The sequence below is a fragment of the Geodermatophilus chilensis genome, assembly GCF_002802985.1.
GTDB classification, from domain to species: domain Bacteria; phylum Actinomycetota; class Actinomycetes; order Mycobacteriales; family Geodermatophilaceae; genus Geodermatophilus; species Geodermatophilus chilensis.
Window position 1 is genome coordinate 1 of sequence record NZ_NVPT01000145.1, and the last position, 13,679, is coordinate 13,679.

Genomic DNA, 13,679 nt, shown 5'->3' on the forward strand with positions numbered 1-13,679 from the left:
TCTGTCAACCGCGGCCAAGCACGGTCGCCGACCCTTCGACGTCCTGACCGAACTCACCAGCGGAAACGTCTGGATCCCAGCAACGACCTGAACAGTCACCACTGGTCATGGCGGAAAGCCTTCGACTGGACTACGGTTTCCTACCGCGGTTCTAGGGCTCAGGACAAGCCCGGTCCCTGAGCCCTCGGCGACGACCGCTGCACTTCGCCTGCACCCTGGATGGGCAGGAGACCGAAGGGCGTGAGCGTTACTCGGACGCCAGGCTCACCTACTCCATCGAGGTGGAGCGTCTACGGACAGCCGGTCAACTCCTGCGCTGGACACTGCACGTGACTGAGAAGACATGGATGGCGGCCACCGACTGGCGAGAGGTCATCACGGCTGCCGCTGACCGTGCTGGAGTCTCACGGCTCTGACGCCGGCGGCTAGCGAACTTCCCTAGATCAACGACTCGTTGGCTGGGATCTCCCCAGCCCCTGCCCGCAGACAGCCGCACACACGACGACGCGGACGCAGCAGCGACGCTGCTGCGTCCGGGTTCCGGGATCACCACGTGTGGGCAGTGCACATCGGAGGCAGCTGCCGGGCCTCTCCCGCCCCGGGTCGGGGCGCTGAAGGTGCACACCGCGGAAGGATCGGATGGTTGGGCCACCGCCGGCCGCACCGACGCAGGCGAAGCGTCGACACGGCCGGTGGTGTGGCGGGTCAGCCGTTGACCAGGTGGGGCCACCGGTCACGCCACGGCGACGCTTCCTCGAACGCCGCGGCCGCTCGAAGCACCGTCTCATCGCTGAGGTGGCGTCCCACGATCTGGAGACCGACCGGCAGGCCGTCCTCCGTCCAGCCCGCGGGCACCGTGGCTGCGGGCTGCCCGGTCATGTTGATAGGCAGCGTGAAAGACAGCCACTGGAAGGCTGGAACCATCCGGTCGTCGACCTTCTCCGGCCCCTGCATGTGTACGGGGAACGGCGGAACGGTCAGGGTCGGGGTCAGCAGCAGGTCGTAGTTCTCCATGAACCGCCACATCTTGTTGTTCAGGGCCTTCCTCGCCATCACCGCGTCGGTCAGCTCTTCGGCGGCCCAGGGACGGGCGAGAAACTCGGCCAAGTGTGGTGAAACGTCGAATTCCTGGGCCAGTCGGCGCAGTCCCCGCAGGTCGGTGTCGAGCGCGACGAGGCCCCAGAAGGCGTTGTACGGGTCCTCGAAGCCCGGGTCGGCCTGCTCGACCACGCAACCGAGGGCCTTCTCGAAGACGCTGACCGCGTTCTGCACGATGTCGCGAACCGCGGGGTCCACGGCGGCGTATCCCAGGTTCGGGCTGAAGGCGACCCGGAGGCCTTCCACCCCCTGTCCGAGACATCCGGTCCAATCGACGTCGGAGGTGGGGATCGTGTGCCGGTCGCGCGGGTCGGGGCCGGCCATGACCGACAGCATCAGGGCGCCGTCCGCGACGGTCCTCGACATGGGGCCGATGTGCTCGAGGGACTCCCAACTGGAGACCCCGGGGTACCGCTCGTCACGACACCCGGGATAAAGGGGAACCCGTCCCATGGATGCCTTCATGCCGAAGAGACCGCAGTGCGCCGACGGAATCCGAACCGATCCGCCACCGTCACTGCCGACGGCGATAGGCCCCATGCCCGACGCCACGGCCGCCCCGGAGCCAGCACTGGAGCCACCCGGCGTCAAAGCGGGGTTCCAGGGGTTGCGCGTCGTCTCGAAGACGGGGTTGTGGCCGACGCCGCTGTAGCCGAACTCGGGAACGTTGGTCTTGCCGATGATGAGAGCGCCGGCCTCCTTCAGCCTCTCGACGACGATGTCATCCTCGTCCGGCACGAAATCCTCGTATGCCTTCGACCCCATGACCGTCCTGATGCCCTTCGTTGCCACCAGGTCCTTGATGCCCACCGGCACGCCGGCAAGCGGGCCTACGTCCTCACCGGCAGCGATTCGCTGCGCCAGGTCCTGCGCCTGCTGACGGGCGATGTCGAGGGTCGGGGTGCAGAAGGCGTGGAGCACCGGCTCAACGGCATCCATGCGCTCGCTGACGGCGTCGACGACCTCGACCGGCGAGATCTCACCGCGCTTGACGGCGACGGCGAGATCGGTCGCTTGCATTGCACAGATCTCGGTCATGCACGTTCTCCTTCTCGGTCAGGAAAGGACGCTCGGCTTTGTCGCCGCTGTCTTGGTCATGCCTTCCGCCTCAGCGGTGTTCGGCACGGTCGGCTCTTCGGCGCCCAGTGTCGACCCGAAGCCCTTGGCCAGGAGTGCGTAGCTCACCAGAGACACGGCGATACCGGGGATACCGAAGATGAAGGTGGGGAAGCCGAAGTACATGTAGATGCCAGTGCCGATGCCGAGGATCACCGCGATGATGGCGGCCAGGTTGGTGGAAGACGTGCGGTCCATGCCGAAACCGTGGTTCCGGCGGACGAAGAAGTAGTCGCTGATGATGACGCCGCCGACCGGGGGAACGATCAGCCCGATGGTGATCAGCAGGTTGGTGACGTTGGCGATTACCCCGGACATGGCCAGGGCCAGTCCGATCACCATGCCCAGGATGGCGGCGCGCCGCCAGTTGAAGTTAGGCAGGCTGTTGGAGAAGCCCATAGCGGCGTTGTAGAGACACGCGTCGGCCGTGGACCAGGTGCTCAGGATCGCGATGGCTGCCAGCGGGATGAGCACCCTCATGCTGTCCGAGTCGAGGAAGTAGGGGACGGTCGGGTCGTCGATGGCGGCGGCGAAGAAGACGCCCAGGATCATGAAGGGTGCATTGCTGAGGAGGAAGGCCACGCCTGTCACGCCGATGGCCTGGCCGCCGGTCCGGGTGTAGCGGACGATGTCACCGGTCATGGTGCCGCTCACCGCGAACGTGGCCCAGGCGAGCCCAACTCCGGTGACGAACGACATGTCCCCGGTGCCGCTCGACTCGAACAGCGCAGCACCGGCCGGGATCACCTTGGTGAACAGGTAGTACGCGACGAAGATGACCATGGCGGGAATGGCGATCTGACGCACCAGGGCCATGGACTTGATACCGAAGATCACGGGGACGGCGTAGAGGATCCCGACACCGAGTGCGATGAGGGCCACCGCAATCCCGGACTCAATGGTGAAGGCGGCCTTGACGATGTCCGCGGTCAGCCAGACGTGGAAACTGAACCACCCCGTGACGAGGCCTGCCAGGATCAGGACGGGGATCACGGAGCCGCGCCCCCCGAAGACCGCCCGAACGGTGAGGGGGAAGTTCATTCCCCATTTGCCGCTGGCGTAGCCCAACGCGGAGGCGTACACGAACAAGATCGCGTTACCGAGGACGATGGCCAGGATCGCGTCGACCGTGCCAAGCCCCTGCTGGATGGTGCCGCCGATCACTGCGCAGATAAAAGCGATGCCGAAGCCTGACCACACCCAGGCGGGTTGCTTGAAGCCCAGACGCCCGGCCATGGGCACGGGCAAGGAGTGGTATTCCTCGGTTGCGACGGGTTGTTCTGTGGATCTCGACATGGTGAGTCTCCGATGAAGGGACGGGACGGTGCGATCAGGTCGTGCTGGGAGGTGCGAGAGGTAGCCGGGCGGACCGATGGAAGTCCGCCGCCAAGCCGAGCAGCTGGTGTTCGCTGAAACGTCTTCCGACGAACTCCAGACCGACGGCCGAGCCACCGGGGGTGAAGCCGGCCGGCACCGTCACAGCTGGGAGGCCGGACTGGGCGGCGATGAGGGTGTTCGTCGGGAAGCTCTGCGTCGTGACGGCACCGCGGCGCAGTTCGTCAGGTCGTGGCGCAATGACCGGCGTGGTCGGGAAGCACAGAACGTCGACAGCGTTGGCCTCCATGACCGCGACCAGGCGTTGCTGCAGCTGCCGCTGCGCCTGCTCTCTCTCCTGCAGCTCGGCGTGCCCCGGGTCACTCTCGGCAATGCTGCGCAGGAGGTCGAGACTCGGCTCGTACAGGCCTCGGCGCACGATCAGCGCGACGTCCTGCAGCGGCACGGGCCGGTGGGCCAGGAACAGGTCGATGTCGCGCCTGGACCTGGACAGATAGAGCGAGGTCCGTCGCAACCACCCGGGAAGGCCTGGGAGGGAGACGGGCAGCACTGAAGCGCCGCGGTCCTCGAGCGTTCGCAGCGCCCGCGCGAATACCTGGCTCACCGGGCTCGTCTGCTGGCCGTCCGCAGTGGCCAGGGCCTCGGTGAGTAGTCCGATGCGAGCGCCGTGGAGCGTCCAGGAGTCCAGGGCCTCGCGATAACCGCCGATCCGCCGGGATGTGTCCAGGCAGATTCCCGTGGCGGGGTCAGGTGGGTCGAAGCCCACCAGGACGTCCAGGACGATGGCAGCGTCTGAGACCGTCCGCGCGATGGGTCCTGCCGTGTCCTGCGTGGCAACCAGCGGGGCCATGCCGGCGCGACTGATCAATCCCGTGGTGACCCGCACGCCGACGAGGTTGTTGTAGGCCGCAGGTATCCGGATGGAGCCTCCGGTGTCCTCCCCGAGGGCCACCGTGCCGAACCCTGCCGCCACACCCGCAGCCGAACCGCTGCTCGAACCACCGGCATCGCGCTCGAGATCCCACGGGCAGCGCGTCGCCCCGCTCCGCGAGGAGAGTGAAAACCAGGAGGCGGCGAAATCGGGCATCGACGTCTTGGCCAGGACGATTGCACCAGCAGCCTTCAACCGCTCGACCGCCGTCGCGTTTCGGGCCGGCACGTATCCACGCATGGCGACCGAGCCGAACGTCGTTTCGATGCCGGCCGTCTCCATCTGGTCCTTGACCAGGACCGGGATGCCGTGCAGCGGACCACGCAGACGTCCGCCTACGAGGCCGCGGTCGAGCCGTCGGGCTTCGGCGAGTGCACCGGCGTTGAGGGCAGTGATGGCGTTGATCTTCGGCCCACGTTGATCGAAGCGGTCGATCCTGTCGAGGAAGAGTTGGACGACGGCCTCCGTGCTCAAATTTCCCGATAAATAGGCGCGCTGGAGCCCCTCGATGGAGGCGAACGCCGGGTCCTCACCTTGATGCACAGATCCACCTGCGACGTGATCGGCCGCGGCACATGGGCGCATCCTGGCCTGCACCAGGCCCGTCACAACCCACCGTGGCCCGAGCTCTGCCGCCGTCGAGACAGAGTGCGGCCTCCTCTGCTGGCCAGCGGAACCGCGCACGGGGACTTCACGGACCGCCTCTCCCTTCCGCTCGGACGCCCAGTGGACGAGAAGCTATGAGCGCGGAAGCCCATATGTCAAGCTTTTTTGGGCTAAGGTTGGACGTATGGCGGTTGTGATACCGTGGTGGTGTGGAACCTCAGCGTCCGGAGATCCGCGACGAGGACTCGCTGGTCGTCCGACCGGTGACAATGCGCAGCGCGGCAAGCCAAGTCGTCGACCAACTCCGCTCGGCGATCATCGACGGGCGGTTGCGAACCGGCGATCGACTACCGAGCGAGCATCAGCTCGCTCAGGACTTCGGCGTCTCCCGCGGAACCGTCCGCGAGGCCATTCGCACGCTGGCGGCCAGCAAGCTGGTGACTTCTTCTCGAGGGGCAGCGGGCGGAACCTTTGTCACCACTCCCCAGGCCGGCGAACTCGCCGAGCAAATCGGCGAGCAGATCGGCCTGTGGTTCCGGGCCGGGAACATCACGCTGGCCGAGGTCCACCACGCTCGCCACGTCCTGGAGAGAGAGTGCGTGCGGCTGGCCGCGGCGAATCGGACGGAGGAGGACCTGAGCGCCATGCGGCATCCCGTGGAGGAGTCTCGTGACCCGGGGCTCGGCGAGGACGAGTGGCTCGCCACCGATGTCAAGTTCCACACGGCGGTGAGCAAGGCGGCCAAGAACAGCATCCTCGAACTGGCCATGACAGCGGTGCACCTCGTCCGGCCGCGGACCAACCGGCTGATGCTGAAGGAACTCGACCGAGACGAGATCGCCGAGCAGCACTGGGCGATGTACGAGGCCATCCGGGACCGAGACTCGGGCGCAGCAGCCCAGGCCTTCGAACGGCACTTCTGCTACCTCCACGAGATGCAGCAGCGCGCGCTCTCGGATGCTGACGCCGAGACCGTGCCGGTCCTCGACATCCCGGCAGACTCGAGTTCGGCATCTCCACCGTTCACGCAACCGCTCCAAGAAGCCAGCCGGTTGACCGTCCGGAGGAGTCGGATACCAGGTGACCGCCGGGAATCCAATCACCGGTAGCACGGGTACGACCATCGTCGCTCGCGCTCACGGACCTCCACGGACCTCCACGGACCCCGGGAACGCGGGTGGGTATCCCCAGCCATTGGGTAGTGCGGAGACCATGCAGATCGACAAGGAACAGGTACTGGAGCTTCTGCGCTCGAAGGGCGAAGACGAGCGGGCCGAGCAGGCCGACCGGGAGCTGCCCGACCAGATGGACACGGACGAGCATGCGGACCTGCTGTCCAGCTACGGTCTCGGGCCTCAGGAACTCATCGCGAAGCTGGGCGGTGGCCCTCTCGGCGGGCTGACCGGCCGCTGAGACAACGCCGCCGAGCGGAGGGCCCACCCGTAGCTGCGGCAGCTCGGCTCAGCCCGCCGACTCATCGAGGGCAATCGCCAGAACCAGGGCCGTGTGCCGGTGCGGCGCGGAGATGTCGCCGATCAGGTCCTTTATTCGCTGCAGTCGGCCGTAGAGGGTTTGGCGTCGCAGCCGCAGCGCCTGCGCCGTCTGCACCTTCGACGAGGCGTGGGCCAGGTACACCCGCAGCGTCCGCACCAGCTCACTGCCGTGCGCTGCGTCGTAGTCGAGCAGCCTGCCGATCTCCTCCTGCACCAGCTGGCGGGCCAACGGCCCGTCACTGACGCCGGCGAGCAGCAGCCGGGCCGTCATGCCCGCCGCCGACACCACCCGGTCACCGTCACTGGTGAGCGCCTGCGCTGCCCGGGCGCGGGCAATCGACCGGTCGACGTCCTCCAGCCTGCCTACCACCGTCCCGGCGACCACCCGCGCGGACGGTGGTACGAGCGCGTCCACGGCGCGCAGCACCGCGCGCGCGGCCGCGGTCACCGCCGACGTGCGGACGACGGCGACGACGTCCTCCCCAACGTCGGCGACCAGGGCCGTGCCGGGTGCCAGTGCGCCCGCCACCGCCCGGACGACGGCATCGGGTTCGGCCGCCGGAAGGTCGGTGATCACCAGTGCCGCGTACTGGCCGTCGGCCGTGAAAGGCAGCCCCAGCACGCGGGCACGGGCCACCAGCTCGCCCGGCGCCCGCCAGCGCCGCTCGGTGAGGTCGTCGACCAGCTGGCGCCGCCGGACGTCGAGGTCGGCGCCGGCGGCCGAGCGGAGCAGCGCGAGACCGAGCGCCTCGGCGCCGTAGCCGCACGCCGCGGGGACGAGCGGGTCGTCCGCGCGGGCGGGCGGCAGTACGGCCACGTGCCCCCAGAGGCGGTCGAGCAGGACGACGTCTCGGCGGGCCACCGGCCGGCCGCGCCGTCCTGACCCGTCCGGCCCCCCGCCCGCGGCGGCAACCAGCGCGCCCTCGGCGGTGGTGACGACGACCGGGGCGGACACCAGGTCGGACAACACGATGGTGAGCTCCTGGGGGCCGGCCCCCTCGAGCAGCGCATCGGTCAGCACCTGTCGGACGTCCCGCCCGCTGCGCGCGGTTCCCGCCGCGCGTTCCAGGATCGTGGTCTGCACCTGCTCGGTGATCTCGACGAAGGGCACGACCTCCCGCAGGACGAGCAGCGGCAGCCCGTGCTCGCTGCACGCGTCGACGAGCGCGCGCGGAGGCTCGGGGAACGTCCAGCCCAGCTCCAGCGCCAGCGCGGCCACCCCCCGCGCGGCCAGCGCCGCGACGTAGGCGGCCTCACCCACGGCACCGCGCCCGGTGATTCCCAGGCCGGTCGTGAGGAGCATCTCCCCTCCCCTGAGCAGGTACGCCGCCTCGGCCAGCTCACTGGTGTGCACCCAGCGCACCGGGCGGTCGAGCAGCTCCGCGCCGACCACCACCTGGGGGTCCGCCCGGCGAAGGACGTCCAGGGCGAGCACCTCGGCGAGCGTCATCGTCACGCCGCCGACCTCAGCAGGCGGGGGACGAAACGTCCAGTTGCAGGCGCGCAAAGTGCACCACAACGTCCGTGGCGCCGGCCCGGGAAAATCCCGACCATGACCTCCCTCGGGAGTTGGCGTCAGCGCAGCCGGCACCGACGGACAGCAGGAGGCGGGCCCGTGAAACCAGCTCCGTTCGACTACCTTGCACCGACCGGTGTCGAGGAGACCCTCGACGTCCTGCAGGAGTACGGCGACGAGGCGAAGGTGCTCGCCGGCGGTCAGAGCCTCGTGCCGATGCTGAACTTCCGGCTGGCCCGACCGGCCGTGCTGGTCGACCTCAACCAGGTGGCCGGCCTTGACGGGATCCAGGCCGAGGACGGGGCGTTGCGCATCGGCGCGACGACCCGTCAGCGCTCCCTTGAGCGCCACGTCTCCTCCCGCCCGGCCGGCGGCCCGGAGGACCTGCTGCGGCAGGCGCTCGGGTACATCGGGCATCCGCAGATCCGCGCCCGCGGGACGGTCGGAGGCAGTCTGGCCCATGCCGACCCGGCGGCGGAGCTGCCGGCCGCGGTCAGCGCGCTGGGCGCCACCCTCGTGATCCGGAGCGCCGAGGGAACGAGGGAGGTACCCCCGGAGGAGTTCTTCGAAGGCTTCTTCACCACCTCCCTCGCCGCGGACGAACTGCTCACCGAGATCCGCCTCCCACCGTGGCCGGAGGGCACCCGCGGCGCCTTCCTCGAGGTCAGCCGCCGCCGGGGCGACTTCGCGCAGGTCGCGGTCGCCGCGGTGGTTACCGTGGCCGACGGCCGGATCACCCGGGCAGGGCTTGCCGTCGCCGGAGCCGCGCCGAGCACCGTGCAGGCGCACAGCGTCGTCGACGGGCTGGTCGGTTCCGAGCCCGACACGGGGGTCATCGCCGAGCTGGCCGGGAATTTCGCGGCCCAGCTCGACCCACCGCCGGACACCCACGGGCCGGCGGAATACCGGCGCCACCTGGCCCGGCACCTGCTGCAGCGGGCGATCGCCCAGGCAACCGGGCTCGCCGGGCCCCGCGCGGCCTCGGCCGCCTGACCCCGCACCCACAGCGCACCCCGGACATTCAGGCCGGACCGACGAGCAGGCCGGGCGACGACCGGCCGGGAGAGCGAGCTTGCGATGGACGTCGACGAACGCACGACAGCCGACCACGTCGGCCTGCAGGAGAAGACGATCACGGTGACGGTCAACGGGAACTCGTACCAGCGGACGGTCCCGGTTCGGCGCTCCCTGGTCGACTTCCTCCGCGAGGACCTCGGCCTGACCGGTTCGCACGTCGGCTGTGAGCACGGCGTGTGTGGCGCGTGCACCATCCTCCTGGACCGCGAGCCGATCCGCGCCTGCCTGATGTTCGCCGTGCAGGCCGACGGGACCGAGCTGACCACGGTGGAGGGGCTCACCTGGGGCGAGGAGCTGCACCCCATCCAGCAGGCGTTCTGGGACCACCACGGCCTGCAGTGCGGGTTCTGCACCCCCGGCTTCCTGCTCACGACCTACGACTTCCTGCGCGAGAAGCACGGGGCGACCGAGCCGGAGATCCGGGAGGCGCTGTCGGGAAACCTCTGCCGGTGCACCGGCTACCAGGGCATCGTCCGCTCGGTCCAGGCCGCCGACGAGACGTGGGAGCGCTGACGTGGGCGTGAAGATGGTCGGAGCGAGTGTCCGGCGCATGGAGGACCCGCGGTTGCTCCGGGGCGAGGCTGCCTTCGTCGACGACATCCGGTTCCCCGGACTGCTGCACATGGCGGTGCTGCGCAGCCCGCACGCGCACGCACGCCTCCTGTCGGTGGACGTGCGCGCGGCACGGGAGCTGCCGGGCGTCGTCGACGCCTTCTCCGCCGCCGACCTCGGGGCCGAGCCGCCGGGCATCCCGTTCTTCTACAACCCGGAGTCCTTCCGCCCGGCACCGCAGTACCCGCTGGCCACCGACACCGTCCGCTACGTCGGCGAGGGCGTCGCGGTCGTCGTCGCGGAGAGCCGGCACCTCGCGGAGGACGCCCTCGAGCTCATCGAGGTCGACTACGAGCTCCTCGAGGCGGTGGTCGACGCCTACGCCGCCATCCAGCCCGGCGCGCCGGTCCTGCACGAGAACGCCCCCGACAACGTGGCGGCGACGATGGTCTACGAGAGCGGCGACGTCGAGGCCGCCTTCGCAGGCGCCGATCGAGTCATCAGCAAGCGGCTGGACATGCAGCGCTACACCGGCATCCCGATGGAGACCCGCGGCGTGGTCGGGCACCGCGACGCCGTCACGGCAGAGATGACGATCTGGGCCTCCACCCAGTGGCCGCACACGATGCGCACCGTCCTGGCAGGAATGCTCGCCGTCCCGGCACGCTCGATCCGGGTCATCACGCCCGACATCGGCGGCGGCTTCGGGATCAAGGCCGACTTCTACCCCGAAGACTTCCTGGTGCCCTTCGCCGCCGGACGGGTCGGCCGGCCGGTGAAGTGGATCGAGGACCGCAACGAGCACTTCCTGACCATCGCCCACTCCCGGGAGCAGATCCACGAGGTGGAGATCGCCCTGCGGGACGACGGCACGATCCTCGGCCTCCGGGCCCGGCACATCACCGACTGCGGGGCCTATCAGAGACCGCTCGGGCTGGTCAACGCCTCCCTGGCCGGGACGAGCCTCGCCGGCATCTACCGGGTGCCTGCGCTACGGGTGGAGGCGGTGTGCGCCTCCACGAACAAGGCGCCGGCATCGGCCTACCGCGGTGCCGGCGCACCGGAGGCCACCTTCGCGCGCGAACGCCTGCTGGACATCGTCGCCCGTGAACTGGGCATGGACCGAGCCGAACTCCGCCGCAAGAACCTGCTCACCCCCGAGGAGATGCCCTACGACACCGGGCTCGTCTCACTGGAAGCTGCCGTGATCCTGGACAGCGGAAGCTTCCCGGCCGCCTTCGAGCAGGCGCTGGACATGGCCGACTACGCCGGCTTCGCCGCACGCCAGCAGGCGGCCCGCGAGGAGGGCCGGCTCATCGGCATGGGCATCTGCGTCTACCACCAGCTGACCGGCACCGGCCCGTTCGAGGGGGGCAGCGTGCGGGTGGACCCGACCGGCGAGGTCACGATCAACTCCGGTGCCGCTCCGCAGGGCCAGGGCACCGCCACGATGCTGGCGCAGATCGCCGCCGACGAGCTGCAGGTGCCGCACGACACCATCAAGGTCGTCTTCGGGGACACCGGCCGCCTAGCCCACGGCATGGGCACCTACGCCAGCCGGAACGCGGTCATGGCCGGTACCGCGGTGATGATGGCCTCGACGAAGGTGCGCGAGAAGGCACTGGCCCTGGCCGCTCACCTCGTGGAGGTCGACCCGTCAGACATGGTGCTCGAGGATGGCTACGCGCACGTCAAGGGCGTACCCACCACACGGGTGAGCTGGGCGGAGATCGCGGCCGCGGCGACCCCGGGCGGCAACCGGCCGGAGGGGATGGAGCCGGACCTGGAGTCGGTGCAGTACTTCGAGAACATGGCCGCCCCCTACTCCTACGGGATCCACATCGCCGAGGTGGAGGTCGACCCCGACACCGGCGTCACGACGGTCGGCCGGTACGTCGTCGTCAACGACGCCGGGACCATCGTCAACCCCCGCAACGCCGAGGGACAGATCGCCGGCGGGGTGGCGCAGGGGCTCGGCGGCGCGCTGATGGAGGAGCTGGTGTACGCCCCGGACGGGCAGCCGCAGTCGACATCCTTCCTCGACTACCTGATCCCGGGCAGCCTGGACGTCCCCGACGTCGAGATCGGACACCTGGAGACGAAGTCCCCGCTGAACCCGCTGGGCGTCAAGGGCATGGGCGAGGGCGGCGCGATCGGCGGGCACTCCGCGGTGGCCAACGCCGTCGCCGACGCCATCGAGCACCTCGGCTGCACCGTCACCCGCACGCCACTCAAGCCGGCGACGGTCTGGGAGCTGATGCGATCGGCAGGTGCCGCGCCGGCCGGTGCCGGCACGACGGCGTGACGAGGCGCTCCGCCGCCGGTGGGGACGGTTCGCCTCCCGTCACCGTGCTGTCCGGTGGCACCGTGATCACGATGGACGGCGCCCGGCGGGTGCTGACCGACGGGGCGGTGGCCTTCACCGACTCCATCCTCGCCGTCGGGCCCTCCGCCGAGGTGCTCACCGCCTATCCGGACGCCGACGTCGTCGACTGTTCCGGGCGGGCGGTGCTGCCGGGATTCGTCAACACCCACACCCACCTGTTCCAGACCCTGCTCAAGGGGCTGGGCGACGACCGGGTGCTCTCCGACTGGTTCCTGACGATGACCGGGCCGTCCGCGGTGGAGCTGACGCCGGAGGACTGCTACGCCGGAGCGCTGCACGGGTGCGCGGAGGCGCTGACCACCGGGACGACGACGCTGGTCGACTTCATGTACGTGCACCCGCGGCCCGGCCTCGGCGACGCGGTGGCCACAGCGATGTCCGAGGTCGGCATCCGCGGGGTGATGGCACGGGGATACATGACGGCGGGCGCCGACGTCGGGGCGCCACCAGAGCTCATCCAGCCGCTGGACGTGGCCCTGGCCGACGCCGAACGGCTCATCGGCGAGTGGAACGTCCCCGGCTCACGGGTCGCCGTGGGGCTGGCGCCATGCATGAGCTGGACGGTGGACGAGGCGACGCTGCGGGAGACCCGCGCGCTGGCCGACCGCACCGGAGCGCTCGTGACCATGCACCTGGCGGAGTCGCCGTTCGACGTCGCCGAGTCCGTCCGCCGGTTCGGGGTTCGGGACATCCCCTTTGCAGCCGACACCGGACTGCTCGGCCCGGACCTGCTGGCCGTGCACTGCGTGCAGGTGGACGGACAGGACCTCGAGCTGATCCAGAAGTCGGACACGAAGGTGTCGCACAACCCCTGCTCCAACCTCTACCTCGGGTCGGGCTTCGCGCCCGTTCCGGCGATGCATCGGCGCGGGATCACCGTGGGCCTGGCCTCCGACGGCCCGGCGTCGTCGTCAAACCACTCGATGCTCCAGGCGATGAAGTTTGCCGCCCTCCTGCACAAGGGGGTGCATCGCGACCCGGAAATCATGACGGCGGAGAAGGCGCTGGAGATGTCCACCATCGACGGCGCCCGGGCACTGGGCCTCGAGGCGTCGATCGGCTCCCTGGAGGCGGGCAAGCGCGCCGACCTCGCGGTCCTGGACATGTCGAACCTCTGCCTGACGCCGGTGCACGCGGCAGTGTCGTCGCTGGTCTACAGCCAGCGCGGCGACGAGGTGGACCGGGTCTACGTCGACGGCCGGCTGGTGGTCGACGGGGGGGCGCTGACCACGGTGGACCAGGAGGAGGTCCGGTCGCACTCCTCCGCCGCGGCCGCCGGTCTAGCGGCGCGGGCCGGAACCGACCGGCTCGCCGACAGGGACTGGCGGTCGCTGGTCGGCGCCTGACCCGACATGAAGATCACGCGGTAGCCGTCACACACCACGCCACCGGGCTTGACCTGGCCCGCGTCCGGCAGCGTGAGATTGGGAGACACCCCTCTAAAGATCATTAACGGCAGGAGTTACGGGCTCGGTTGGCCGCCGGCCGGACCCTGCTGACAGTCGGCGCGGCCTGCGCTATGCCCACACCATGAGGTATCCCCAGGGTGGCGGGCTGACCGCGGACGAG

The 13,679-nt window shown here is 69.7% G+C and carries 10 protein-coding genes; 6 read left to right on the plus strand and 4 right to left on the minus strand.

The window, feature by feature from the left end; all coding sequences use genetic code 11:
- Positions 1-705: 705 nt before the first annotated feature.
- The 3 genes from CNO22_RS20545 to CNO22_RS20555 all read right to left on the minus strand — a co-directional run bounded on the left by CNO22_RS20545 (position 706) and on the right by CNO22_RS20555 (position 5,023).
- The gene (locus tag CNO22_RS20545; RefSeq protein ID WP_198588471.1) at positions 706-2,136 is read right to left on the minus strand and encodes an amidase; all 1,431 of its coding nucleotides are present in this window, start codon (positions 2,134-2,136) and stop codon (positions 706-708) included.
- An 18-nt stretch (positions 2,137-2,154) separates the two neighbouring features.
- The gene (locus CNO22_RS20550) at positions 2,155-3,456 is read right to left on the minus strand and encodes a cytosine permease (RefSeq protein ID WP_232807207.1); all 1,302 of its coding nucleotides are present in this window, start codon (positions 3,454-3,456) and stop codon (positions 2,155-2,157) included.
- A gap of 88 nt (positions 3,457-3,544) precedes the next feature.
- Positions 3,545-5,023: an amidase gene (locus tag CNO22_RS20555; RefSeq protein WP_157937035.1), complete on the minus strand. Its 1,479-nt coding sequence runs from the start codon at positions 5,021-5,023 to the stop codon at positions 3,545-3,547.
- A 272-nt stretch (positions 5,024-5,295) separates the two neighbouring features.
- On the opposite strand from CNO22_RS20555, the gene CNO22_RS20560 reads away from it, so the two are divergent.
- Together CNO22_RS20560 and CNO22_RS20565 are read left to right on the plus strand one after the other, a co-directional pair.
- Positions 5,296-6,195: a FadR/GntR family transcriptional regulator gene (locus CNO22_RS20560; protein ID WP_100501125.1), complete on the plus strand. Its 900-nt coding sequence runs from the start codon at positions 5,296-5,298 to the stop codon at positions 6,193-6,195.
- Positions 6,196-6,298: 103 nt separating this feature from the next.
- Positions 6,299-6,499, plus strand: a complete 201-nt coding sequence (locus tag CNO22_RS20565) for a hypothetical protein (protein WP_100501126.1) — start codon at positions 6,299-6,301, stop codon at positions 6,497-6,499.
- A gap of 48 nt (positions 6,500-6,547) precedes the next feature.
- Here CNO22_RS20565 and CNO22_RS20570 read toward each other — a convergent pair whose 3' ends face one another.
- Positions 6,548-8,029, minus strand: a complete 1,482-nt coding sequence (locus CNO22_RS20570; protein ID WP_232807208.1) for a PucR family transcriptional regulator — start codon at positions 8,027-8,029, stop codon at positions 6,548-6,550.
- Between the two features lie 165 nt (positions 8,030-8,194).
- Here CNO22_RS20570 and CNO22_RS20575 point away from each other — a divergent pair, with 165 nt between their 5' ends.
- From CNO22_RS20575 to CNO22_RS20590, 4 genes are all read left to right on the plus strand, one after another.
- Entirely contained in the window at positions 8,195-9,088 is an 894-nt protein-coding gene (locus CNO22_RS20575; protein WP_198588472.1) for an FAD binding domain-containing protein, read from the plus strand.
- Between the two features lie 84 nt (positions 9,089-9,172).
- Entirely contained in the window at positions 9,173-9,685 is a 513-nt protein-coding gene (locus tag CNO22_RS20580) for a (2Fe-2S)-binding protein (protein ID WP_100501129.1), read from the plus strand.
- Positions 9,686-9,698: 13 nt separating this feature from the next.
- Entirely contained in the window at positions 9,699-12,029 is a 2,331-nt protein-coding gene (locus CNO22_RS20585) for a xanthine dehydrogenase family protein molybdopterin-binding subunit (RefSeq protein WP_157937036.1), read from the plus strand.
- A gap of 71 nt (positions 12,030-12,100) precedes the next feature.
- Positions 12,101-13,456, plus strand: a complete 1,356-nt coding sequence (locus CNO22_RS20590; RefSeq protein ID WP_100501132.1) for an amidohydrolase family protein — start codon at positions 12,101-12,103, stop codon at positions 13,454-13,456.
- Positions 13,457-13,679: the final 223 nt, after the last annotated feature.